Source organism: Pseudomonas sp. NPDC088322 (genome assembly GCF_044740745.1).
Lineage (GTDB): Bacteria > Pseudomonadota > Gammaproteobacteria > Pseudomonadales > Pseudomonadaceae > Aquipseudomonas > Aquipseudomonas shirazensis.
Genome location: NZ_JBIURK010000007.1, coordinates 332,077 through 355,248, shown reverse-complemented (window position 1 = coordinate 355,248; position 23,172 = coordinate 332,077). Strand labels below are relative to the sequence as shown.

20 protein-coding genes are annotated in these 23,172 nt (G+C 63.1%); 5 read left to right on the top strand and 15 right to left on the bottom strand.

Features of this window, described 5'->3' with window-relative positions; translation table 11 throughout:
• Positions 1 to 22 precede the first annotated feature (22 nt).
• From trpC to ACIOAU_RS19910, 12 genes are all read right to left on the bottom strand, one after another.
• A complete protein-coding gene (gene trpC, locus ACIOAU_RS19965) occupies positions 23 to 859 on the bottom strand; it encodes an indole-3-glycerol phosphate synthase TrpC (RefSeq protein WP_401184148.1) in 837 nt (278 codons plus the stop codon).
• The gene (gene trpD / locus ACIOAU_RS19960; protein ID WP_150571178.1) at positions 856 to 1,905 is read right to left on the bottom strand and encodes an anthranilate phosphoribosyltransferase; all 1,050 of its coding nucleotides are present in this window, start codon (positions 1,903 to 1,905) and stop codon (positions 856 to 858) included. Before trpD ends, trpC begins: the two co-directional genes overlap by 4 nt.
• A gap of 10 nt (positions 1,906 to 1,915) precedes the next feature.
• Positions 1,916 to 2,509, bottom strand: coding sequence for an aminodeoxychorismate/anthranilate synthase component II (locus ACIOAU_RS19955; protein WP_103435182.1), 594 nt, complete (start codon positions 2,507 to 2,509; stop codon positions 1,916 to 1,918).
• Positions 2,510 to 2,654: 145 nt separating this feature from the next.
• Entirely contained in the window at positions 2,655 to 4,136 is a 1,482-nt protein-coding gene (gene trpE / locus ACIOAU_RS19950) for an anthranilate synthase component I (RefSeq protein ID WP_101322373.1), read from the bottom strand.
• Between the two features lie 69 nt (positions 4,137 to 4,205).
• Complete coding sequence (locus ACIOAU_RS19945) at positions 4,206 to 5,024, bottom strand: phosphoglycolate phosphatase (protein ID WP_150571177.1); 819 nt, start codon at positions 5,022 to 5,024, stop codon at positions 4,206 to 4,208.
• Positions 5,021 to 5,695 (bottom strand): ribulose-phosphate 3-epimerase, encoded by a 675-nt coding sequence (gene rpe / locus ACIOAU_RS19940; protein WP_150571176.1) that lies wholly within the window; start codon positions 5,693 to 5,695, stop codon positions 5,021 to 5,023. The genes ACIOAU_RS19945 and rpe overlap by 4 nt, the downstream gene beginning before the upstream one ends.
• A 123-nt stretch (positions 5,696 to 5,818) precedes the next feature.
• A complete protein-coding gene (locus ACIOAU_RS19935; RefSeq protein WP_150571175.1) occupies positions 5,819 to 6,646 on the bottom strand; it encodes an ABC transporter permease in 828 nt (275 codons plus the stop codon).
• Positions 6,647 to 6,657: 11 nt separating this feature from the next.
• Positions 6,658 to 7,905, bottom strand: a complete 1,248-nt coding sequence (locus tag ACIOAU_RS19930) for an ABC transporter permease (RefSeq protein WP_101322377.1) — start codon at positions 7,903 to 7,905, stop codon at positions 6,658 to 6,660.
• A 63-nt stretch (positions 7,906 to 7,968) separates the two neighbouring features.
• Positions 7,969 to 9,006 (bottom strand): ABC transporter substrate-binding protein, encoded by a 1,038-nt coding sequence (locus ACIOAU_RS19925; RefSeq protein WP_220632652.1) that lies wholly within the window; start codon positions 9,004 to 9,006, stop codon positions 7,969 to 7,971.
• A gap of 40 nt (positions 9,007 to 9,046) precedes the next feature.
• Complete coding sequence (locus tag ACIOAU_RS19920; protein ID WP_188036775.1) at positions 9,047 to 10,171, bottom strand: ABC transporter ATP-binding protein; 1,125 nt, start codon at positions 10,169 to 10,171, stop codon at positions 9,047 to 9,049.
• A 280-nt stretch (positions 10,172 to 10,451) separates the two neighbouring features.
• On the bottom strand, positions 10,452 to 11,081 hold the full coding sequence (locus ACIOAU_RS19915; RefSeq protein WP_103435186.1) for a response regulator transcription factor: 630 nt from the start codon (positions 11,079 to 11,081) through the stop codon (positions 10,452 to 10,454).
• Positions 11,082 to 11,090: 9 nt separating this feature from the next.
• On the bottom strand, positions 11,091 to 13,478 hold the full coding sequence (locus ACIOAU_RS19910) for a PAS domain S-box protein (RefSeq protein ID WP_312389784.1): 2,388 nt from the start codon (positions 13,476 to 13,478) through the stop codon (positions 11,091 to 11,093).
• Positions 13,479 to 13,573: 95 nt separating this feature from the next.
• On the opposite strand from ACIOAU_RS19910, the gene ACIOAU_RS19905 reads away from it, so the two are divergent.
• Positions 13,574 to 14,572, top strand: a complete 999-nt coding sequence (locus ACIOAU_RS19905) for an alpha/beta hydrolase family protein (RefSeq protein WP_312389783.1) — start codon at positions 13,574 to 13,576, stop codon at positions 14,570 to 14,572.
• 13 nt (positions 14,573 to 14,585) lie between these two features.
• Here ACIOAU_RS19905 and ACIOAU_RS19900 read toward each other — a convergent pair whose 3' ends face one another.
• Genes ACIOAU_RS19900 through ACIOAU_RS19890 form a run of 3 tightly spaced genes read right to left on the bottom strand, consistent with a single transcriptional unit; the run spans position 14,586 to position 17,033 of the window.
• Positions 14,586 to 15,350, bottom strand: coding sequence for a TerB family tellurite resistance protein (locus tag ACIOAU_RS19900; RefSeq protein WP_101322383.1), 765 nt, complete (start codon positions 15,348 to 15,350; stop codon positions 14,586 to 14,588).
• 1 nt (position 15,351) lies between these two features.
• Positions 15,352 to 16,023, bottom strand: coding sequence for an N-acetylmuramate alpha-1-phosphate uridylyltransferase MurU (gene murU / locus ACIOAU_RS19895; protein ID WP_103435190.1), 672 nt, complete (start codon positions 16,021 to 16,023; stop codon positions 15,352 to 15,354).
• The gene (locus ACIOAU_RS19890) at positions 16,020 to 17,033 is read right to left on the bottom strand and encodes an aminoglycoside phosphotransferase family protein (RefSeq protein WP_401184137.1); all 1,014 of its coding nucleotides are present in this window, start codon (positions 17,031 to 17,033) and stop codon (positions 16,020 to 16,022) included. Before ACIOAU_RS19890 ends, murU begins: the two co-directional genes overlap by 4 nt.
• Positions 17,034 to 17,163: 130 nt before the next feature.
• Between ACIOAU_RS19890 and ACIOAU_RS19885 the strand changes: the two genes are divergently transcribed.
• The 4 genes from ACIOAU_RS19885 to rsmA are packed head-to-tail and all read left to right on the top strand — an operon-like array spanning position 17,164 to position 23,069.
• Complete coding sequence (locus tag ACIOAU_RS19885) at positions 17,164 to 19,983, top strand: LPS-assembly protein LptD (protein WP_401184134.1); 2,820 nt, start codon at positions 17,164 to 17,166, stop codon at positions 19,981 to 19,983.
• Entirely contained in the window at positions 19,964 to 21,283 is a 1,320-nt protein-coding gene (gene surA, locus ACIOAU_RS19880; protein WP_101322387.1) for a peptidylprolyl isomerase SurA, read from the top strand. The genes ACIOAU_RS19885 and surA overlap by 20 nt, the downstream gene beginning before the upstream one ends.
• On the top strand, positions 21,280 to 22,269 hold the full coding sequence (gene pdxA / locus ACIOAU_RS19875) for a 4-hydroxythreonine-4-phosphate dehydrogenase PdxA (protein ID WP_401184131.1): 990 nt from the start codon (positions 21,280 to 21,282) through the stop codon (positions 22,267 to 22,269). Before surA ends, pdxA begins: the two co-directional genes overlap by 4 nt.
• Positions 22,266 to 23,069: a 16S rRNA (adenine(1518)-N(6)/adenine(1519)-N(6))-dimethyltransferase RsmA gene (gene rsmA / locus ACIOAU_RS19870; protein ID WP_101322389.1), complete on the top strand. Its 804-nt coding sequence runs from the start codon at positions 22,266 to 22,268 to the stop codon at positions 23,067 to 23,069. Before pdxA ends, rsmA begins: the two co-directional genes overlap by 4 nt.
• Positions 23,070 to 23,172: the final 103 nt, after the last annotated feature.

Genomic DNA, 23,172 nt, shown 5'->3' with positions numbered 1-23,172 from the left:
CAATGGCCGGCTTCAAGGTCAATCAGTCCAGTTCCTGAACCACGTTCTGTACCGGCCGCTGCGGGAAGAACAGCCGCTGCAATTCCTGCCCCGGTTGCTCTGCGCGCATGAACGCTTCGCCAACCAGGAACGAGTACACCCCGTTGATGTCCATCAGCTCGACATCGGCCCGGTTGAAGATCCCGCTCTCGGTTATCGCCAGGCGCTCGCGCGGAATCCGCGGCAGCAGGTCGAGGGTGGTTTCCAGGCTGACGTCAAAGGTATGCAGGTTACGGTTGTTGACCCCGACCAGTGGTGTGTCGAGGGTGTTCAAGGCCCGCTCCAGCTCGTCGCCGTCATGCACTTCGACTAGCACATCCAGGCCGACCGACTTGGCCACAGCGGCCAGTTCGGCCATGCGCACATCATCCAGCGCAGAGACAATCAGCAGCACGCAATCGGCACCCAATGCACGGGCTTCGACGATCTGGTACGGATCGATCATGAAGTCTTTGCGGATCACCGGCAGCGTGCAGGCCGCGCGGGCCTGCTGCAGGTAGGCATCGGCGCCCTGGAAATAGTCGATATCGGTCAGCACCGACAGGCAGGTCGCGCCGCCCTTCTCGTAACTGACGGCGATGTCGGCCGGGACGAAGATTTCGCGGATCACGCCCTTGCTCGGTGAGGCCTTCTTGATTTCGGCAATCACCGCAGGCTGCTTGCGTCTGGCCTGCTCGATCAACGCATTGGCAAAACCACGCGGCGCATCAGCAGCCTTGGCCAGTTGCTCGAGCTCGGCCAGGCTGACCCGGGCACGGCGCTCGGCGACTTCCTCGACCTTGCGGGCGAGGATGTTTTCCAGCACGGTCGGCACGCTCATGCTTCGTTCTCCTGCTTGAATACGGCGGTAAAGGCGCCCAGTTCCTGGAGTTTTTCCCAGGCCAGGCCGGTGTGCAATACATCGCTGGCAAGCTCTACGCCCTGCGCCAGGGTCATTGCATGGTCTGCTGCGTACAGTGCGGCGCCCGCATTGAGCACGATCATCTCGGCAGCCTTCTGGCCGTTTTCGGTCTTGCGCCGGCCCAAGGCATCGCGGATCAGTTCATACGAGGCCTGCGGGTTTTCCACCGCCAGGCCATGCAGGCTCTGGCTCTTCATGCCGAGGTCTTCGGGCTCGACCCAATACTCGCTGATCTCACCTTTTTTCAGCTCGGCAACAAAGGTCGGCGCTGCCAGGCTGAACTCATCCAGGCCATCCTTGGAGTGCACCACCAACACGTGCTTGCTGCCCAGGCGCTGCAGCACCTCGGCCAGCGGCCGGCACAACGCCTGAGAAAACACGCCGACCACCTGGTGTTTCACCCCGGCCGGATTCGTAAGCGGGCCAAGCATGTTGAACAGGGTACGCAGGCCCAGCTCGCGACGCGGGCCAGCGGCGTACTTCATGGCTTTGTGATGGCTCTGCGCGAACATGAAGCCGATGCCTAGGCTGTCGATGCAGCGGGCAACCTGCACTGGCGTCAGGTTCAGGTAGATCCCGGCCGCCTCGAGCAGGTCGGCACTGCCGCTTTTGCCCGAGACTGCGCGATTGCCATGTTTGGCCACCTTGCAGCCCGCTGCGGCGAGTACAAACGACGCTGCCGTGGACACGTTGAAGATGTTCGCACCGTCACCGCCAGTACCGACCACGTCGACCACGCCGTCGAGGCTTTCCAGCTCGACCTTGTCTGCCAGCTCACGCATGACCGAGACCGCGCCGACGATTTCGTCGATGCTCTCGCTCTTCATGCGCATGCCCATCAGGAAGGCACCGATCTGCGCCTCGCTGCACTGGCCGGTCATGATCTGGCGCATGACGTCGCTCATTTCTGCAGTCGACAGGTCCAGGTGGCCAACGATACGGCTCAATGCGCTTTTGATATCCATGCTCGAATCCTTAACGGCGGCCGCCGGTCTGCTTGAGGAAGTTGGCGAACAGCTCGTGGCCCTGCTCGGTAAGAATCGACTCGGGGTGGAACTGCACCCCTTCGATGTTCAAGGTCTTGTGACGCAGGCCCATGATTTCATCCACAGAGCCATCGTCGTGGGCAGTCCAGGCGGTCACCTCGAGGCACTCGGGCAGGGTCTCGCGCTTGACCACCAAAGAATGGTAGCGGGTCACCGTGAGTGGATTGTTCAGTTCGGCAAACACGCCCAGGTCGCGATGATGGACCGGGCTGGTCTTGCCGTGCATCACCTGGCGAGCGCGGACTACGTCGCCGCCAAAGGCCTGGCCGATCGACTGGTGGCCAAGGCAAACGCCAAGAATCGGCAGCTTGCCGGCAAAATGCAGAATGGCCTCGATCGACACGCCGGCTTCGCTCGGGGTGCACGGGCCAGGTGAAACCACGATGCGCTCGGGGTTGAGTGCTTCGATCTGGGCGATGGTCATCTCGTCATTGCGGATGACCTTGACCTCGGCCCCCAACTCGCCAAAGTACTGGACGACGTTGTAGGTGAAGGAGTCATAGTTGTCGATCATCAGTAACATGTGCGGCAAACCTCTAGAAGACTGACTTCTGATTCGGACCTTGCGCTTGCGCCTCCAGGCGCGGGTCATCCCGCACGGGGCGCTGGGTCAAGCACAAGGCAGGCAGATGGAGCGAGGCCGCGTGGCGGCCAGCCAACTCAACACATCAACGCGACGGGGTCTGTTCCGCCAGGGCTACGGCGCGGAACATCGCGCGACGCTTGTTGATGGTTTCTTCCCACTCCAGTGCAGGCACCGAATCAGCAACGATACCGCCACCGGCCTGAACATGCAGTTCGCCATCCTTGATCACCGCGGTACGAATGGCGATCGCGGTGTCCATGTTGCCGTTCCAGGCAAAGTAACCGACTGCGCCGCCATACACGCCACGCTTGACCGGCTCGAGCTCGTCGATGATTTCCATGGCACGGATCTTCGGCGCGCCGGACAAGGTCCCGGCCGGCAGGATCGCCCGCAGTGCATCCATTGCAGTCAAGCCCTCGGCCAATTGGCCGGTGACGTTGGAGACGATGTGCATGACGTTGGAATAGCGCTCGATCACCATTTTCTCGGTCAGGCGCACGCTGCCGGTTGCCGAAACACGGCCGACATCGTTGCGGCCCAGATCGATCAGCATCAGGTGCTCGGCAATTTCCTTGGCGTCGGACAGCAGGTCGTCTTCCAGCGCGCGGTCGGCTTCTTCGTTGGCACCGCGTGGGCGGGTGCCGGCGATTGGGCGCACGGTGACCAGGTTGTCTTCGACCCGCACCAGCACTTCCGGCGAACTGCCGACGACATGGAAGTCACCGAAGTTGAAGAAGTACATATAAGGCGTCGGGTTGAAGCAGCGCAGCGCGCGATAAAGGTCGATGGGCGCGGCCTTGAAGTCGATCGACATGCGCTGCGACGGCACCACCTGCATGCAGTCGCCGGCGAGGATGTACTCCTTGACCGTATCGACTGCGCGCTCGTAATCGTCCTGGGTGAAGCTTGAACGGAATGCCGGTTCGGCAGCCATCGGCCCGCTCAGGTCAAGGCCGCGACGTGGCGTGATCGGCTCGCGCAGCTTGGCCAGCAGCGCCTGCAGGCGCGCCTGGCCCTGTTCGAGGGCGTCTTCGGCAGACGGGTCGACCAGCACGATCGCGTGCATCTTGCCGGCCAGGTTGTCGAACACCACTACTGCGTCCGAGACCATCAGCAGAATGTCCGGCACACCCAGTGGGTCCGGGTTCGGGCAGGCGCCCAGGCGTTTTTCCACATAACGCACGCAGTCGTAACCGAAGTAGCCGACCAGGCCGCCATTGAAGCGCGGCAGGCCGGCGATATCGGCAACCTTGTAACGCTCTTTGAACGCTTCGACGAAAGCCAGCGGGTCTTCCACCTCGTGGCTTTCTACCTCGACACCGTCTTCAAGGATGCTCACCTGATAGCCGTGTACGCGCAGCACCGTGCGCGATGGCAGGCCGATCATCGAGTAACGGCCCCACTTCTCGCCGCCCTGAACGGATTCGAGCAGATACGAGTTGGCCTGATCAGCCAGTTTCAGGTAGATCGACAGCGGCGTGTCGAAGTCGGCCAGGGTTTCGCAGGCCAAAGGAATGCGGTTGTAGCCAGCAGCGGCCAGACGCAGGAATTCTTCGCGGGTCATGAGTAGCCTCGGAGCAAGAGCAATGGGGTCAGGCAAACGGACGGGCCGGCAGCTGCCGGCGAGCAGAAGTCAGGCGCGCCAACGCCAACGGGCCAGGGCCTTGATGACTTTCATCCAGTATTTGCCGATAACCGCCACGATGGACTCTCTGTCTTTGGAGGCTGGAAGGTCGGCCAACGTTATCCCAGTGTCGGTGACTACGCAACCAGGCAACAGGATGCGTAGATCACTGATCACCAGGCTGGGCGATTCTTCCTCGATTGGCCGGCCGTGGTTGTAGCCATAGCTGAGGCCCACCGACTGCACCCCGGCGGCTTTGGCAGCGAGCACATCGCTGCGCGAATCGCCGACGAACACCGCCTGCGCCGGGCTGACCCCGGCCATTTTCATCACGAACAGCAGCGCCGCCGGGTCAGGTTTTTTCTGTGGCAGGGTGTCGCCGCCAATGATCCAGCGGAAATAGCGACCGATCTTCATCTGATCCAGCAGCGGCGCGACAAAGCGCTCCGGCTTGTTGGTGATCAGCGCCATCTCCACGCCTTGCTTGTGCAGCCAGCGCAAGGTGTCGCGCACGCCAGGGTAGACCACGGTGAGCTCATGGCTCTCGGCATAGGCTTCCATGAACAGGGACAGGCCCTGCTCGGCCAGCGCGTCGTCGACCGTGCCGTGGTCAAGGCCTCCCGCCAGTGCCCGGCGCACCAGTACCGGTGCGCCATTGCCGACCCAGTGGCGAACCGCCTCAAGGCCGGCCGGCGGGCGACCGAGTTCGAGCAGCATGCGGTCTACCGCTGCAGCCAGGTCGGGGACAGAATCGATCAGCGTGCCATCCAGATCGAACATCACCAACTTGGGCAGCGTCCCCGGGAACAGCTGCTCGAAGCCGCTCATGGGCGGGCCAGGGCCATTTCGGCGCGCATCTTGGCGATCACTTCCTGGTAGTCCGGCGCATTGAAGATTGCCGAGCCGGCGACAAAGGTGTCGGCGCCAGCAGCGGTGATCTCGCGGATATTGTTGACGTTGACGCCGCCGTCGATCTCAAGGCGAATGTCACGCCCGCTGGCATCGATCAGCGCGCGTGCTTCACGCAGCTTGTCGAGGGTGCCGGGGATGAACTTCTGTCCGCCGAAGCCTGGGTTGACGCTCATCAGCAAGATCATATCGACCTTGTCCATCACGTACTTCAGGGTCTCCAGACCGGCAGCCGGGTTGAACACCAGGCCCGCCTTGCAGCCGCCGTCACGGATCAACTGCAGCGAGCGGTCGACGTGCGTGGTCGCGTCCGGGTGGAAGGTGATGTAGGTAGCGCCGGCTTCGATGAAGTCGCCGATGATGCGGTCGACCGGGCTGACCATCAGATGCACATCGATCGGCGCGGTGACGCCGTATTTGCGCAGTGCGCTGCACACCATCGGGCCGATGGTCAGGTTGGGGACATAGTGGTTGTCCATGACATCGAAGTGGACGATGTCGGCGCCGGCGGCCAGTACTTTGTCGACGTCTTCACCCAAGCGGGCGAAATCGGCAGAGAGAATGGACGGGGCAATAGCGTAGGGCTGCATGGCGCACCTGTAGGCAGAAATCACGGTGGCGCGCATTGTACCTCAGCCCTGCCGGATGGGGGCTGATTGGTGTCAATCCTGCTGCAGCGCGCCAGCCCGAGGGTGGGGGCTGGCGCCAGCAGGCTACTCTGGCTGTTGCGTACGCAGTTTTTCGCTGCGCCCACGTAGCCATTCCAGGGTCAACAACAGCACCACCGAGAAAGCGATGAGCAAGGTCGCTGCCGCAGCGATGGTCGGGCTCAGGTTCTCGCGAATACCGCTGAACATCTGCCGCGGCAGGGTTGCCTGTTCAGGCCCGGCGAGAAATAGCGTGACTACCACTTCATCGAACGAGGTAGCGAAGGCAAACAATGCCCCCGAGATCACCCCAGGGGCAATCAGCGGCAAGGTCACCCGACGGAACGCGGTCAGCGGCGAGGCACCGAGGCTGGCCGCGGCCCGCACCAGGTTGTAGTTGAAGCCCTGCAGGGTGGCCGACACGGTGATGATCACAAATGGTACGCCCAGCACGGCGTGCACCAGGATCAACGAGATGAAGCTGTTGCCCAAGCCCAGCGGGGCAAAGAACAAATAGCTCGCGACACCGATGATCACCACTGGCACCACCATCGGCGAGATCACCAGGGCCATCACCAACGACTTGCCGGGGAAGTCGCCGCGGGTCAGGCCAATCGCGGCCAGGGTGCCGAACACCATTGCCAGCACAGTCGCCGCAGGGGCGACGATGATGCTGTTGCGCAGGGCGCGCATCCACTCCGCCGAAGCGAAGAAGTCCTGATACCAGTGCAGCGAAAAGCCCTGCAGCGGGTACACCAGAAAGCTGCCGCTGTTGAACGACAGCGGGATGATCACCAGTATCGGCAGCACCAGGAACAACAGGATCAGGCCGCAGAGGATCCGCAGGCCGTAGTACCACACCCGCTCGATGGGTGACATGTAGGGGCTCAGCATGACAAGGCTCCTCAGCTCAGACGCAGGCGGCTGGCGCCGACCAGCCAGCTATAGATCAGGTACAGCAGCACGGTTGCCAGCAGCAACAGCCCGCCCAGTGCGGTGGCCATGCCCCAGTTGATGCTGGTGTTGGTGTAGAAGGCCACGAAGTAGCTGACCATTTGATCGTTCGGGCTGCCGAGCAGCGCCGGGGTGATGTAGTAGCCGATCGCCAGAATGAACACCAGCAGGCAACCTGCGCCAATACCTGCGTAGGTCTGCGGGAAGTACACCCGCCAGAAACTGGCGAACGGATGGCAGCCCAGCGAAATCGCTGCGCGCATATAGCTCGGCGAGATGCCCTTCATGACGCTGTACAACGGCAGGATCATGAATGGCAGGAGGATATGCACCATCGAGATGTACACCCCGGTGCGGTTGAATACCAATTCCAACGGTTCGTCGATGATACCCATCGCCATCAGCGCACTGTTGATCAACCCGCCCGACTGCAACAGCACGATCCAGGCAGCCACCCGCACCAGAATCGAGGTCCAGAACGGCAACAGCACGAGAATCATCAACAGGTTGCTCTGCCGGGTTGGCAGGTTGGCCAGCAGATAGGCCAACGGGTAAGCCAGCAGCAGGCAGATCACGGTGATGACAACACCCATCCACAGGGTGCGGGTGAAGATATCCAGGTAGATCGCCTGGTCCGGCGTGGCCTTGGCTATCTCACCGAGATCATCGATGCGGTGATCGACCGAGGCCAGAAGGTAATACGGGGTGACGGTACTGGTATTGCGGCGGATCGCCTGCCAGTAGGCAGGATCGCCCCAACGCTCATCCAGGTTTTGCAGTGCTTCTTTATAGGAAGCCGGTTCGCTCGCGAACGGCAGCGCCCGGGCAGTCTTCGACAACAGGCTGCGGTAACCGGCCAGCTCCATGTTCAAGCGTTTGGACAGGTCACCGAGGGTCTGATTCTTGCGCGCCTCGGCCAGGTCCTGGCTCAGCGCCTGATATACCGGTTCGCCAGGCAGGCTTTTGCCATCCCACTGCTGTACCGCCTCAACGGTGCGCGGCAGGCCGGCGACCACCTCGGGGTTGGCCACGCTCTTGAACAACAGCGCCGCAATCGGCACCAGGAACACCAGCAGAAGAAACAGCGCCAGCGGCGCGATCAACGCCTGGGCCTTCCAGCGGTTGACCCGCTCGGCATGCTTGAGGCGCTGTTTGAGGCTTTTACCTGCGCCTTCGTTCAGGGGCACTGCAATGGCCATGGCGAACTCCGAAAATCTGGAAAACGGGGAGCGCCGGAGATACCCGGCGCTCCGAGGGCGCAGTTACTTCTTCGCCGCCCAGGCGTTGAAGCGTTGCTCCAGCTGCTCGCTGTTGTCAGCCCAGAAGGCCACGTCGATCTGTACCTGGTTGGCGATGTTTTCAGGCGTGGTCGGCATGTCTTTCTTCACGTCATCCGCCAGCAGCGCGACCGCCTTGGAATTGGCTGGACCGTAAGCGATGTTTTGCGAGTAGGTCTTCTGCTGCTCGGGCGCAACGCTGAAGGCGATGAAGTCCTTCGCTTCTTTGCTGTTCTTCGCGCCTTTAGGAATGGCCCAAGCGTCAAAGTCGTAGATGCCGCCGTTCCATACCACCTTGAGGTTGCTTTCTTTCTGCACGGCAGCAATGCGACCGTTGTAGGCCGAGCTCATCACTACGTCGCCAGAGGCAAGGTACTGCGGCGGCTGGGCGCCGGCTTCCCACCACTGAATGCTCGGTTTGAGCTGATCGAGCTTTTTGAAGGCGCGATCCTGACCGGCTTTGGTCGCCAGTTCCTTGTAGACGTCCTTGGGCGCAACACCGTCGGCCATCAACGCGAACTCGAGGGTGTACTTGGCACCTTTGCGCAGGCCGCGCTTGCCCGGGAACTGCTTGGTGTCCCAGAAATCAGCCCAGCTGGTTGGTGCGGTCTTGAGCTTGTCGGCGTTGTAAGCAAGCACCGTGGACCAGACGAAGAAGCCGACACCGCAAGGCTGAATAGCGCCCTTGACGTAGTCCGCCTCGTCACCGAACTGAGCGGGATCGATTTCCTCGAACAGGCCCTCGTCGCAACCACGGGCTAGCTCCGGCGATTCGACTTCGACCAGGTTCCACGACACGCTCTTGGTATCGACCATGGCTTTGACCTTGGCCATTTCACCGTTGTACTCACCGGCGACGATCTTGCCCTTGCCGGCCTTTTCCCACGGCTCGTAGAAGGCTTTGACCTGGGCGGCCTTGTTGGCTCCACCGAACGACACCACGGTCAGGTCTGCGGCGGCCATGGCCTGGCTGGCGGCGAACAGGCCGAGGGCCACGGCGGTCAGTTTCAACTGCTTGCGCATTATTATTCTCTCCACAGTACAGGGTTGGTTAAGCGAACCTTCAATGGGCTTCGGCAATCGGATCGAGCGCGCGGGCGTGTTCGACTTCCCAGCCCAGCGGTACCACATCGCCCACGGCCAGGGCCGGGTCGAGTTCGGCAATCGGCTGCTTCACGAAGAAGTCGCCCTTGCCGCAGACTTCCAGACGCACCCGTACGTGGTCGCCCAGATAGATGAACTCGGCCACGCGGCCGGAGAATCGGTTGGCGCAGTGCTCGCTGTGGCCATTGAGGCGGACCCGCTCGGGGCGGATCGACAAGGTCACCGGATCGCCCGCCTGGCCGACATTCACCGCCAATGCCTCGACCTTCTCGCCCCGCGCCAGCTGCACCTGGCAGCGCTCGCCATTGCGCGCCAGCAAGGTGCCGCTGAGGCGGTTGTTTTCACCGATGAAGTTGGCGACGAAGGTATTGCGCGGCTCTTCATAGAGGGTGCGCGGGTCGGCGATCTGCTGAATTTCGCCCTGATGGAACACTGCCACCCGATCAGACATGGTCAGTGCTTCGCTCTGGTCGTGGGTGACGTAGACCACGGTCACGCCCAGGCGCTGGTGGATGTGCTTGATCTCCATCTGCATGTGCTCACGCAGTTGTTTGTCCAGCGCCCCGAGCGGTTCGTCCATCAGCACCAGCTGCGGCTCGAAAACCAGAGCACGAGCCAATGCCACCCGCTGCTGCTGGCCGCCGGAGAGCTGACCGGGGTAGCGCTGGGCGAAGGCGTCCAGCTGGACCATGCCGAGCACGCGCTTGACCCGCTCGCTGATGTCGGTCTTGCTCAGGTTGCGCACGCTCAGGGGGAAGGCAAGGTTCTCGGCGACGGTCATGTGCGGGAACAATGCGTAGTTCTGGAACACCATGCCGATATCGCGCTTATGCGGTGGCACGTTGTTGATCGAGTGCCCACCGAGGAGGATTTCGCCGGCGGTGGGGGTTTCAAAACCGGCCAGCATCATCAGGCTGGTGGTCTTGCCCGAGCCGGACGGGCCGAGCAAGGTCAGGAACTCGCCCTTGCGGATGTCCAGATTGAGGTCTTTGACGATCAACGACTCGCCGTCGTAGCTCTTCTGCACACCACGGAAACTGACCAGCGTGTCGCCGCTGGCAGTGTTCGAATTCGCCTCGCTCATGCCTGCACCTTTTTGTTGGATGACTGCGTGAGAGAAGCTTAGACAAGGCGCAAGTGCCGGCAAATCGGGGCCGCTGAGAGAATGCCATCATCCCCTTGGAAGATTGCCTGTAGGGATCGCCCTACACGGATGGCGTTATCAGACAGGCGCTTCGCCGACTGAGCTGTGCCCTCGATGGCGTAGGTGGCGGGCAAGCCGCGTGCTTGAGCAGGGTACGTACTGCAATCGCTGCGCACCGCGGCAACTGCGCGGATGACCGCCGACGTCGCCGGCAGAACAGTCACACCAGCTTGTGCTCCATGGCGTACTTCACCAGCTCGGCCAGGGAGTTGACCTTGAGCTTCTGCATCAGCCGCGCTTTATGGGTGCTGATGGTCTTGCTCGACAAGGCCAACTGCAGCGCGATGTCATTGACGTTGGCGCCCTGGGCCAGGCGCTCGAATACCGAAAACTCGCGTTCCGACAGCAGCGTATGCAGCGGCCGGGTGTCGGTCAGGCCGACCTCGAACACCATGCGGTCAGCCAGCGCCGGGTCGATGTAGCGCCCTCCTCCCGCCACTCGGCGGATGGCCGTCAACAACAGCGCCGGGTCGCTGTCCTTGGTCGCGTAGCCGGCAGCGCCGGCCTTCAAAGCCCGCGCAGCCATTTGCGCCTCGTCATGCATCGACAGCATGAGAATTGCCGGCGGGTTGTTCAGTGCGCGGATGCGCGGGATCGCCTCTAGGCCATTGACCCCTGGCATGGAGATATCCAGCAAAACCACTTCGCACGGGGTGTGGCGCAACGCATCCAGCAACTGCTCGCCATTGCCCGCCTCGGCCACCACCTGCATGTCCTTGGCCAGGCCGATCAGTTGCTTGATGCCCTCGCGGACAATGGTGTGGTCTTCTGCCACCAGCACTCGAATCATGCTTGTCTCCTAATCCAGAGGGATACTGACACTCAGGCTGCTGCCCTCGCCGGGTTCACTGTCCAGGGTCATGCTGCCGCCCAGCATCAATACCCGCTCACGCATACCGACCAGGCCAAACGAAGTCGGCCTAGGTTGATCGGGGCAAAAACCGACACCGTCATCGATCACGCTCAGGCGCAGGGTACCGCCGGTGCGCAGCAGCTCGATCTGCACGGTGTGCGCCTGGGCATGGCGCATCACGTTGGTCAGCGCCTCCTGCAGAATCCGAAACAGCCCGGTGGCCTTGGCATCACTCAATGCTGGCAGATTATCCGGCACCTGCACCAGACACGGTATCTGCGTGCGCGCTTCGAAGCGGCGCGCCTGCCATTCAATGGCCGAGGCGATGCCGGCATCAAGGATCGGCGGGCGCAGGGCGGTGGCGACATCACGCACCAGCTGGAACAACTGCGCGATCAAGCGCTTCATGCTCGCCAGGCGCTCGTGCAGGCCGGGGTCGAGCTCGGCATAGGCCAGCTCGCACATCGACACCTCGAGCTTGAGCACGGTCAGCATCTGCCCGAGTTCATCATGCACTTCGCGGGCGATGCGGGCCTTTTCTTCTTCGCGCACGCTCTCAAGGTGGGCAGACAACTCGCGCAACTGCCCCTCGGAACGGGCCAGGGCCAGCTCGGCGCGTTTGCTCTGGCTGATGTCCCAGACCACCCCATCCCAGACCACGCGCCCGTCGGCCAGGCGCCGGGTACTGGCCTTGATATCAGCCCAGCGCTGCTCGCCCTGGCGGGTGACGATGCGCCCCTGCCACGACCAGTCCTGATTGTTGGCCAGGGCCAGGTCCTGGACCCGGTGATAATCACTGCGGTCATCCGGATGCACCAGGTTGCGCAAGCCCATCTGCGGATGCTGGATGGCTGCCGGAGTGTAGCCAACCAGGGCTTCGCTACCCTCGCTGATATAGGGGAATTCAAGCTCGCCGGCAGCAGGGTTGCGTTCGAGCCGAAACACCAGCCCCGGTACGTTGCCGGCAATGCCCTTGAGCTGCGCTTCGCTTTCGCGCAGGGCCGCCACGGTGCGCCGGCGCTCGGTGACATCGGTGAGGAACATCACCAGGTATTCGGCATCGCGAAAGCGCAGAAAACTCAGCGACAGATCGACCGGCAACACGCTGCCATCGGCACACCGGCACTGACTCTCGAATTGCTCGGCGCCACCGTTGCCAGCCCGCACCCGGCGCCACAGCTCCAGCCAACGGTCCATGTCCAGGTTGGGCTCGAAGTCACGCAGCGGCCGGTCCAGCAGTTGCCCTTCGGCGTAGCCAAGCATGCCCTCGGCCGCGTGGTTGGCGTAGCGCACATGGCTGTCCCAGTTGATCCAGAGGATACCGACGGTGCTGTGGTCGATGGAAAACTGGCTCAGGCGCAGTGCCTGTTCGCGGCCGTGGCGCTCGGCCAACGCTTCGCGCGCCTGCAACAAGCTGCGTTCCAGCTGGCGCTGCTCACGGCGCTGCCACAGCAAGGTGGCGATGGCACACAGCAACAGCAGCCCGAACAACAGCGCGAGGTTCTGCCAGAAACCCGCGCTCTCGCTCAGGCGCGGGTACTTGGGCTGCAGCCAGCGCTGGTGCAATTGCTCCAGCTGCTTGGCCGGCATCGCCTGCAGCCCGCGCTCGAGCACATCGGCCAACAGCGGCCAGTCACGCCGCGAACCGATCCGCAGCAGTTGCGGCAAGCCGATGTCACCGACCACGACGAGATCGCTGAACTCGCCTTCGCGCGACAGGCGGCTGAGCTGCGCTTCGTCGACCACCGCAAAGCTCGCCTGCGCACCGAGCAGGGCTTGCAGCGCCTGCCGCTCGTTGGGCACGCCTTGCAGGTTGAGGTGGGTGTAGTTGCTGCGCAGGTAATCGGCCAGCGGGCTGGGCATGCGCACCACTACACGCTCACTCGACTCAAGCTTCTCCAGTTCGACCGCCACCGCGCCGCTGCGCGGCCCGACCACCAGCTGCGGCACGCGCATGTACGGGTCGCTGAACAGCCACAGGCGCAGGCTGGCCGGGGTCTGGGTCAGGCCTGGGGCGAAGTCGATCTCACCAGCCTTGAGGGCGTGCTCAAGCGCTGCCTGGTCAGCGAAATTGCGCCAGGTCAGGTCCAGTCCGAGCGCCTGCGCCAGCCAGCTGACCAGTTCGACGTTGGCCCCATACAGCTGCTGCAGGCGCCGGTCGAACTGCGCATAAGGCGCCTGCAGCACCAGGCCCACACGCAGGCTGCGGTGCTCCTCCAGCCATTGTTGCTGAACCGGCTCCAGCGCCACCGTCGGCACCGCAGCGGGCCGTGCCAGGGCGATCAAGGGCAGGCACAGGCAGCCGATAACCAACAGGCGACGCATTCGCTTCATCTATACGCTCGACTTGGCAAGCGCGACCACCAGCCGTGGCCGTCGCGGACAAATACTATTAGGCTGCCGGTATCATTCTGGCTTTGGGTTGATTCATGTTGACACTTTATCGCACGCAGCTGGCAATGATCTGCCTCAGCTCACTCCTGCCGCTGGCAGCCCAGGCGACCGCTGCCGAACCTGCAGCTCCGGCCGATACAGCCGCCGCCGCGCCGATTGTGCGCCCGGTGTTGCTCGAACGCAGTCAGGAAGACGCGCAAGCACTCGAACGGCGCGTGCCCAAGGCCGAGCAGCAGATGCTGCAGGCCGGCAGCGACAGCTTTCTGGCCCTGTGGAAGCCGGCCAACGACAGTAACCCACAAGGCGCGCTGATCATCCTCCCCGGCGCCGGCGAGAACGCCGACTGGCCCAATACGGTCGGCCCGCTACGCAGCAAATTCCCCGATGCCGGCTGGCACAGCCTTAGCATCAGCCTGCCTGACCTGCTTGCCGACAGCCCGCAGGCGCGGGTCGAGGCAACACCAGCGGCGCCCGCCGAGAAAAGCAACGGCGAGGTTGCTGCCGTGCAGGACACCCCGGTCGATGCCAACGCCAACGTCGCCCAGGCCACCGCAGCCGACCCCGATACCGCGCAGAGCACCGATGCGGTCGACGCCAGCGAACAGAACGATCAGGCCGACGCCGAGCGTATCTTCGCCCGCCTGGACGCTGCCGTGGCCTACGCCCAAAGCCAGAAAGCGCGCAGCATCGTCCTGCTCGGCAACGGCAGTGGCGCCTACTGGGCAGCGCGTTACCTCAGCGAAAAGCAGCCGCCGCAGGTGCAGAAACTGGTGATGGTGGCGGCGCAGACGCCGGCGCGGGTCGAGCATGATCTGCTCAGCCTGACGCCCACGCTGAAGGTGCCGGTTGCCGACCTGTATTTCGCCACCCGCAGCGCAGACCAGCGCGCGGCGCAGTTGCGCCTGCAGGCCAGCAAGCGTCAGCCAGGCAGCCAGTATCGGCAGCTGTCGCTGATCGCCATGCCCGGCAACAAGGCAGCAGAGCAGGAGCAACTGTTCCGCCGCGTGCGCGGCTGGCTCAGCCCGCAGGAATAAATCCTGGCCGTGGCTACAAACCGCGGCGCTTGCGCACCAGTGCGTAGGCCTGGTGCAGCTCGCGGGTGGTCTCGGTTGCCTGGCGCACCTGCGCCTCGCTGGCGCCGTTGCCAACCAGTTTGTCCGGGTGATGGCGGCTGAGCAGCCGCCGGTAGGCCTGCTTGACCTGATCGGCCTCGGTATCGGCGGCTACGCCGAGCAAACGCAGCGCGCCTGCGTAGGTCAGGGTGCTGCCCTCGACCCCGGTTTTACGCGGCTCGTACTCAAGCGAAAGCGCCTGCGCCTCGCGCCGGCTCAGGCCCAGCTGTTGCCCCCAGGCCAGCACCAGATCACGCTCATTGGCGCCGGCCCGGCCATCGGCCCAGACCATCCGCCAACAGGCGCGCAAGGTGCCTTCGGCAGCGTGCGGCTGTTGCTTGATGCGTTGCAGGTGATGGCTGAAGCGGTCCTTGCCAGCCTTGCCACGATTGAACGCGGCAATCGCCCGCAACCGCGCCGGCTCGGCCAGCGCCAAGCGGGCCATCTCCTGACGCGCCTGCTGAATATGCCCAGGCGCCACCCGGCCGTCGCTTTTGGCCAAACGCCCAAGCAACACAAACAACAGCTCATCATCACGCAACGGCGGGCGCCCGCTCAGGCGCTCGCGACAGTCCGCCCAACCCTGCAGACGCAAACGCCGGTCCATGGCCTGACCCAGCAAGGCTCCCAGCAGTGCACCAGGAATACTGGCCACTGCAAAGCCTGCCCCGGCACCAATCACTGTGCTCGGCCACCACATGTCAGGCGCGCTCGCCGATCAGGCGCTCGACTTCGGCGAGCCGCTCGAGCGTACCGACATCGACCCAATGGCCCTGATGGTGCTCGCCGCTGACCTGGCCCTGCGCCATCGCCGCACGCAGCAGCGGCGCAAGCTTGAACGCGCCCGCCTGACAACCGGTGAACAACGCTGGGTCCAGTACCGACACCCCACTGAAAGTCAGCGTGCCTGGAGTATCGTCGCCATCGATCACCCGCTCACCTTGCAGGCGGAAATCGCCACGGCCGTGGTGCCCGGGGTTATCCACCAGCACCAGATGCGCCAACGCCTTGCTCGGCGCGCGCAAACGGCTGAAGTCGAAATCGGTCCAGACATCGCCGTTGACCAGAATGAACGGCGCATCACCGAGCAGCGGCAGCGCCTTGAAGATACCGCCGCCGGTTTCCAATGGCTCGCCCTCGGCCGAGTAGCGAATGCTCAGGCCGAACTGGCTGCCATCGCCGAGGTGGTCTTCGATCTGCTGGCCGAGCCAGGCATGATTGATCACCACCTCCGTCACACCGGCAGCCGCCAGCGCGCGCAGGTGATACTCGATCAACGGCTGGCCGGCGACCGGCACCAGCGGTTTCGGGGTGTGCAGGGTCAGCGGGCGCATGCGCTCGCCCTTGCCTGCGGCCAGAATCATCGCCTTCATCGGCCCGCCTGCAGTTGTGCGATCAAGCTGCCCAGTTCTGCCAGCTCCGGTCGGCGCACGATCACTTCGTCTATATAAGCAAAGAAGCGTGGTACGTCGCTGAGGTAGCGCGGCTTGCCGTCGCGGTGGCAGATGCGCGCGAAAATACCGATGACCTTGAGGTGCCGCTGCATGCCCATCAGGTCACTGGCGCGGTGGAACGCCTCGAACTCAGCCTGCACCGGGATGCCGGCAACCCGCGCCTTCTCCCAGTAATCACCCAACCAGCCTTCAACCCGCGCTTGCGGCCAACTAAGGAAAGCGTCCTTGAACAGGCAGGTGATGTCATAGGTAACCGGGCCATAGACCGCATCCTGAAAATCCAGCACGCCAGGGTTGGGCGCACTGTGCATCAGGTTGCGCGGCATGTAGTCGCGGTGCACCAGCACTTTTGGCTGGGCCAGCGCGCTGTCGATCAACAGCTGGCTGACACGCTGCCAGCTGGCCTGCTGCTCGGCACTCAGGCTGACGCCCAGCTCGCGGCCCACATACCACTCAGGGAACAGCTCAAGCTCGCGGCGCAGCAAGGCGTCGTCGTAGCTCGGCAGCGCTGCGTCCAACGGCAGCCGCTGCAAGGCCAGCAGGGCGTCGATGGCGTCGGCGAACAGGCCGTCGGCGTTGTCCGGGTTAATGATGTCGAGGTATGTCTGGTGGCCCAGATCGCCCAGCAGCAGGAAGCCCCGCGCCAGGTCTTGCGCATGAATGGTCGGCACGTGCACGCCGGCACTGGCCAACAAATGATCGATGGCAACGAACGGCGCGCAATTTTCCTGCGGCGGCGGCGCATCCATGACCACGAAACTGCGCTCGCCGGCCTGCCAGCGGAAGTAGCGGCGGAAGCTCGCGTCACTGCTAGCGGCGGTCAGCTTGCCTGCTGGCACGTCGCCCCAGGCGTTGCGTTGAAACAGGTTGAGCAGTTGTTCCTGGAGCCAGGCCTGGAGCAGTTCTAGACGAAGATCGTGTTCGGGCATTACAAGGGTCTCCGACGGCCCTAGCCGTCAAGCGGGTCATGCTTTATTATCCAGCATCTTTTTCAGACCATCGAGAGGCGTGCGGCCCCACACGCGGGCAGATGGCACGCAGGAAGCCCGGACTAATAAGATGGCATTGAAATCCCCCACGTTTCGTAGAAAGTTTCCGTTGCTGGTAACAGGCAGTTTGCTGGTACTGCAACCACTGGCCACCTCGTACGTGGTGGCAGCCGAGCAGTTTGACTGCCAAGTGTCCGCCTCCGGTGGTTGGGACTGCAAGCCCAAGACGCCAGCCAACAGCCTGCCACCACGCCCTGTGCATGATGGCGCAGCGCTCAGTTCGACCGGCGAAGGTAAGGCTGAACAAGCCACCGTCGACGGCGAACCCGCGCCAATGCTGGTTACCGAGAGCAAGGGCCGCGGCCTGAAAACGCGCAGCGAAGACTACAGTCACCTCGACTGGGTCCCGCGCGACAAGCTCACGGCTGCCCAGCTGGCCGAGACCGGTCCGTACTGCGCCGGTGCCTACATCGAGCCGACCCGCCCTGGCATGGATGACACCACGCCCAAGGACGAGTCGCCGACCTACATCAACGCCAAGGTCTCCAAGTACCAGCAGGAGCAGCAGATCGCTACCCTCGCCGGTGACGTGGTCATGCGCCAGGGCAGCATGCAGGTCGAGGCTGATGAAGCCAACCTTTACCAGGCCGAAAACCGTGGCGAGCTCAAGGGCAACGTCAAGATCCGTGACAACGGGGCGCTGGTAGTCGGTGATGCCGGGCAGATCCAGCTCGACACCGGTGAAGCCCAGGTCAACAACGCCGAATACGTGATGCACAAATCGCGCATTCGCGGTAACGCCCTGTACGCCAAACGCGCCGAAAACGCCATCATTCGCCTCAAGGACGGTACCTATACCACCTGTGAGCCGAACAGCAACGCCTGGCAGCTGAAGGGCAACAACATTACCTTGAACCCGGCCACCGGCTTCGGTACTGCGACCAACGTCACCCTGCGGGTCAAGGATTTCCCGGTGTTCTACACACCGTACATCTACTTCCCGATCGATGACCGTCGCCAGTCCGGCTTCCTGCCACCGTCGTTCAGCTCCAGCAGCGACTCCGGCTTCATGCTGGTCACGCCGTACTACTTCAACCTGGCGCCGAACTACGACGCCACGTTGTACCCGCGCTACATGGCCAAACGCGGCATGATGGTCGAAGGCGAATTCCGCTACCTGACCAAGTCCAGCGAAGGTCAGTTCGGCGGCGCCTACCTGAACGACGAAAGCAACGATCGCGAGAAGCAGACCGACTACCAGAAAGATCGCTACATGATCAACTGGCAGCACCGCGGTGGCCTCGATGATCGCCTGATGGCGGAAGTCGACTACACCAAGATCAGCGATCCGTTCTACTACCAAGACTTGGAGTCGGAGCAGATCGGCGTTGAGACCTCGGAAGTGGTCAACCAGCAAGGCGCACTGACCTACCGTGGAGACAGCTACGTTGCGCGCCTGAACGCGCAGGCGTACGAGATGGCGACAATTTCGCGCATCACTCCGTACGACAAGCTGCCGCAGCTGACCCTTAACGGCATGCTGCCTTACCACCCGGGCGGTCTCGACTTCACTTATCAGAGCGAAGCTGTACGCTTCGATCGTGATTTGAAGAACGACACTGTGCGCGACAAGGACGGTAATCTTGACACTTCAGCCGGTGGCACCCCAGGTCGACGCCTTGATGAAAACGTCTTCGGTCTGGCCCGCGCCAACGGTACCCGCCTCAACTTCGCGCCGGCGATCAGCCTGCCGTTGGAGGCCAGCTATGGCTACGTGAAGCCGAAGCTCAAATACGTCTACACCCGTTATGACCTGGACTTGGATGGCAAGGGCAAGACTGACCTGGCTAACGCCTCTGATGCAACGCGCAACCTGCGTGGCGAGTTCTCCAGCAGCCAGGACCGCAACGTGCCGGTCTTCAGTGTCGACAGCGGCCTGTACTTCGACCGCAACACCCAGTGGTTCGGCAAAGACTATCGCCAGACCCTCGAGCCGCGTCTGTTCTATCTCTACGTTCCGTATGAAGATCAGAAAGACATCCCGATCTTCGACACCGGTGAGAGCTACTTCAACTATTCCTCGCTGTTCCGCGACAACCGCTTCGGCGGCTCGGATCGGATTGGCGACGAGAACAAGCTGTCGCTCGGTTTGACCAACCGCTGGATCGAAGAAAACGGCTTCGAGCGTCAACGCGTCAGCGTTGGCCAGGCCCTGTACTTCGCCGATCGCAAGGTGCAGATGCCAGGCATCGACTGGCGCACCCGTCAGGACTCGCAGTCGAACGTCTCGCCGTACGCATTCGAATACATGTTCGCCTTCAACCGCGACTGGCGCCTGAATGCCGACTACAACTGGGATCCGGACACCCGCAGCCCACGTTCGGGTAGCGCGATGTTCCACTACCAGCCGGAAGATAATCCGAACAAGATCATCAACGCTGGCTACCGCTACCGCAACGACCTGGTCCGCTACGACTCGCTGACCGGCTTGTGGCAAGTGGGCGGCGGCGACTACGGCACCCCAGGCCAGCCGAACTACGTCAAGGACTACTACAAGATCAAGCAGCACGACTTCTCGGTGATCTGGCCGATCGTGCCGCAATGGAACGCGATTGCGCGCTGGCAGCATGACTACAACCAGAACCGCACCCTGGAAGCCATGGGCGGGTTCGAGTACGACAACTGCTGCTGGAAGCTGCGTCTGATCAACCGTTACTGGATCGACTACGACGACTTCAGCCAGGCAATTCCGCAGAACGAAAAAGGCGACCACGGCATCTTCCTGCAAATCGTCCTGAAAGGGCTCGGTGGCGTCGTGGGCAACAAGGTCGAATCTTTCCTCGACCAAGGCATTCAAGGTTATCGTACTCGTGAAGACCAAGCTTATTGATCGTCTGCGCCCGCTGATGCTGGGCGCCGCACTGCTGACCGGCGTGGCGCATGCTGCGCCACAACCGCTGGACAGCGTGGTGGCCATCGTCGACAACGACGTGGTCATGAAGAGCCAACTGGACCAACGTGTACGCGAGGTCGAGCAGACCATCGCCAAGCGTGGCGGCGGCATGCCGCCAAAAGGCGCGCTGGACCAGCAAGTACTGGAGCGCCTGATCGTCGAAAACCTGCAATTGCAGATTGGCGAACGCTCGGGCATCCGCATTACCGACGAAGAGCTGAACCAGGCCATCGGCACCATTGCCCAGCGCAATGGCATGTCGCTGGAGCAGTTCCAGGCAGCGCTGCGTCGTGACGGCCTGTCGTTCGACGATGCTCGCGAGCAGGTCAAGCGCGAGATGATCATCAGCCGCGTGCGCCAGCGCCGGGTTGCCGAGCGGATTCAGGTGTCCGAGCAGGAAGTGAAAAACTTCCTCGCCTCCGACCAGGGCAAGATGCAGCTGTCGGAAGAGTTCCACCTCTCCAACATCCTCATCCCGACCCCGGAAGGCGCCAACTCGGCAGCGATCCAGGCGGCCGCTCAGCAAGCCGGCCAGGTCTACCAGCAGCTCAAGCAAGGCGCCGATTTCGCGCAGATGGCCATCGCCCGTTCGGCCAGCGAAAACGCCCTCGAAGGCGGCGACATGGGCTGGCGTAAAGCCGGTCAACTGCCACCTGAGTTCGCCAAGATGCTCAGCGGCCTCAGCAACGGCGAGATCGCCCAGCCGATTCGCATCCCCAACGGCTTCCTCATCCTGAAAATGGAAGAGAAGCGCGGTGGCAGCGAAAACGTCCTGCGTGATGAAGTGCACGTGCGCCATATCCTGATCAAGCCAAGCGAGATCCGCAGCGACGCGGCCACCGAGCAACTGGCCGAGAAGCTCTACGAGCGGATCAAGAACGGTGAAGACTTCGCCACCCTGGCCAAGAGCTTCTCGGAAGACCCGGGCTCGGCGCTCAACGGCGGCGACCTCAATTGGGTCGACCCGAACAGCCTGGTGCCTGAGTTCCGCGAAGAAATGGCCCGCGCCCAACAGGGTGAAGTGACCCGTCCGTTCCGTACCCAGTACGGCTGGCATGTGCTTGAAGTCATGGGCCGCCGCGCCACTGACAGCACCGACCAGGCCCGTGAACAGCAAGCCCTGAGCGTGCTGCGCAACCGTAAATACGACGAAGAGCTGCAAACCTGGCTGCGCCAGATCCGCGACGAAGCCTACGTTGAGATCAAGCTGCCTGGCGCCGACCAGGCCGCCCAGTGAAGCCCCTGCGCTTCGCCGTTACTCCCGGCGAGCCGGCCGGCATAGGTCCCGACCTGTGCCTGCTGCTCGCCAGCGAAGCCCAGCCCCACCCCCTGATTGCCATCACCAGCCGTGACCTGCTCGCCGAGCGGGCCACCCAGCTGGGGTTGGCTGTCGACCTGTTGACAGTCGCGCCGCGCAACTGGCCCGAGCAACCAGCACCGGCCGGCAGCCTGTATGTCTGGGATACACCGCTGGCGACAGCGGCTGTGGCCGGCCAGCTCGATCAGGCCAACGCCGCATTCGTGCTGCAGACCCTGACCCGCGCGGGCAACGGCTGCCTTGATGGCAGCTTTGCCGGGATGATCACCGCGCCGGTGCACAAGGGCGTGATCAACGAGAGCGGTATCCCATTTTCCGGACATACCGAGTTTCTCGCCGAACTGACTCACACCGCACAAGTGGTGATGATGCTCGCCACCGGCGACCTGCGCGTTGCCCTGGTAACCACCCATCTGCCGCTGCGCGAGATTGCCGACGCAATCACCGCTGAACGCCTCGAGCGGGTCACGCGCATCCTGCATGCCGACCTGCGCGACAAGTTTGGCATCGCCAACCCGCGCATCCTGGTCTGCGGGCTCAACCCGCATGCCGGCGAAGGCGGCCACCTGGGCCGCGAAGAAATCGACATCATCGAGCCTGCACTGCAGCGCCTGCGCAACGAAGGCATGGACCTGCGCGGCCCGCTGCCGGCCGATACCCTGTTTACCCCAAAATATCTGCAGCACTGCGACGCGGTGCTGGCGATGTACCACGACCAAGGCCTGCCTGTACTCAAGTACAAGGGCTTTGGCGCAGCGGTCAACGTCACCCTGGGCTTGCCGATCATCCGCACCTCGGTCGATCACGGCACCGCCCTGGACCTCGCCGGCAGCGGCCAGGTCGACACCGGCAGCCTGCGCGTCGCGCTACACACCGCCTATCAGATGGCCGAGAACCGCACATGAACGAGCAATACCAACACCGCGCGCGCAAGCGCTTCGGCCAGAACTTCCTGCATGACGCCGGCGTAATCCACCGCATCCTGCGTGCCATCCATGCCAAGCCCGGCGAGCACCTGCTGGAAATCGGCCCAGGCCAGGGCGCCCTCACCGAAGGCCTGCTGAGCAGCGGCGCGCAACTGGACGTCGTCGAGCTGGACAAGGACCTGGTGCCGATCCTGCAACACAAGTTCGCCGGCAACGACAATTTCCGCCTGCATCAAGGCGATGCGCTGAAGTTCGACTTCAACCAGCTAGGTGTTCCTGCCGGCAGCCTGAAAGTAGTCGGCAACCTGCCGTACAACATCTCTACGCCGCTGATCTTCCACCTGCTCAGCCACGCCGGGCTGATCCGCGACATGCACTTCATGCTGCAAAAGGAAGTAGTCGAGCGCATGGCCGCAGGGCCTGGCGGCGGCGATTGGGGCCGGCTGTCGATCATGGTGCAGTACCACTGCCGGGTCGAACACCTGTTCAACGTCGGCCCTGGCGCGTTCAACCCGCCGCCGAAGGTCGACTCGGCGATCGTGCGCCTGGTCCCGCATGAAGTCCTGCCGCACCCGGCCAAGGATCACCTGCTGCTCGAGCGCGTCGTGCGCGAAGCCTTCAACCAGCGCCGCAAGACCCTGCGCAACACGCTCAAGGCCTTGCTCAGCAATGAACAGATCGAAGCCGCCGGTGTCGATGGCAGCCTGCGCCCCGAGCAGCTCGACCTGGCTGCGTTCGTGCGTCTGGCTGACAAGCTGGCCGAACAGAGCGCTGCGTAACAACGATACCGGCCTGGCCTGGGTGCAGCCATTTGCGCCCAGGCCGCTACCCCCCCTGAAGCACCTCCGCTGCGACACGACTGGCCTCCCGCCCCGCCGATAG

What these genes read in the sequence shown, in the direction of transcription:
- rsmA (WP_101322389.1), top strand. Translation starts at nt 22,266, where the DNA reads ATGAACGAGCAATACCAACACCGCGCGCGCAAGCGCTTCGGCCAGAAC.
- ACIOAU_RS19920 (WP_188036775.1), bottom strand. Translation starts at nt 10,171, where the DNA reads ATGAGCGAGGCGAATTCGAACACTGCCAGCGGCGACACGCTGGTCAGT.
- ACIOAU_RS19925 (WP_220632652.1), bottom strand. Translation starts at nt 9,006, where the DNA reads ATGCGCAAGCAGTTGAAACTGACCGCCGTGGCCCTCGGCCTGTTCGCC.
- ACIOAU_RS19905 (WP_312389783.1), top strand. Translation starts at nt 13,574, where the DNA reads ATGTTGACACTTTATCGCACGCAGCTGGCAATGATCTGCCTCAGCTCA.
- ACIOAU_RS19935 (WP_150571175.1), bottom strand. Translation starts at nt 6,646, where the DNA reads ATGCTGAGCCCCTACATGTCACCCATCGAGCGGGTGTGGTACTACGGC.
- rpe (WP_150571176.1), bottom strand. Translation starts at nt 5,695, where the DNA reads ATGCAGCCCTACGCTATTGCCCCGTCCATTCTCTCTGCCGATTTCGCC.
- ACIOAU_RS19945 (WP_150571177.1), bottom strand. Translation starts at nt 5,024, where the DNA reads ATGAGCGGCTTCGAGCAGCTGTTCCCGGGGACGCTGCCCAAGTTGGTG.
- trpC (WP_401184148.1), bottom strand. Translation starts at nt 859, where the DNA reads ATGAGCGTGCCGACCGTGCTGGAAAACATCCTCGCCCGCAAGGTCGAG.
- trpE (WP_101322373.1), bottom strand. Translation starts at nt 4,136, where the DNA reads ATGACCCGCGAAGAATTCCTGCGTCTGGCCGCTGCTGGCTACAACCGC.
- ACIOAU_RS19890 (WP_401184137.1), bottom strand. Translation starts at nt 17,033, where the DNA reads ATGCCCGAACACGATCTTCGTCTAGAACTGCTCCAGGCCTGGCTCCAG.
- ACIOAU_RS19900 (WP_101322383.1), bottom strand. Translation starts at nt 15,350, where the DNA reads ATGTGGTGGCCGAGCACAGTGATTGGTGCCGGGGCAGGCTTTGCAGTG.
- ACIOAU_RS19930 (WP_101322377.1), bottom strand. Translation starts at nt 7,905, where the DNA reads ATGGCCATTGCAGTGCCCCTGAACGAAGGCGCAGGTAAAAGCCTCAAA.
- ACIOAU_RS19885 (WP_401184134.1), top strand. Translation starts at nt 17,164, where the DNA reads ATGGCATTGAAATCCCCCACGTTTCGTAGAAAGTTTCCGTTGCTGGTA.
- ACIOAU_RS19910 (WP_312389784.1), bottom strand. Translation starts at nt 13,478, where the DNA reads ATGAAGCGAATGCGTCGCCTGTTGGTTATCGGCTGCCTGTGCCTGCCC.
- ACIOAU_RS19955 (WP_103435182.1), bottom strand. Translation starts at nt 2,509, where the DNA reads ATGTTACTGATGATCGACAACTATGACTCCTTCACCTACAACGTCGTC.
- ACIOAU_RS19915 (WP_103435186.1), bottom strand. Translation starts at nt 11,081, where the DNA reads ATGATTCGAGTGCTGGTGGCAGAAGACCACACCATTGTCCGCGAGGGC.
- murU (WP_103435190.1), bottom strand. Translation starts at nt 16,023, where the DNA reads ATGAAGGCGATGATTCTGGCCGCAGGCAAGGGCGAGCGCATGCGCCCG.
- trpD (WP_150571178.1), bottom strand. Translation starts at nt 1,905, where the DNA reads ATGGATATCAAAAGCGCATTGAGCCGTATCGTTGGCCACCTGGACCTG.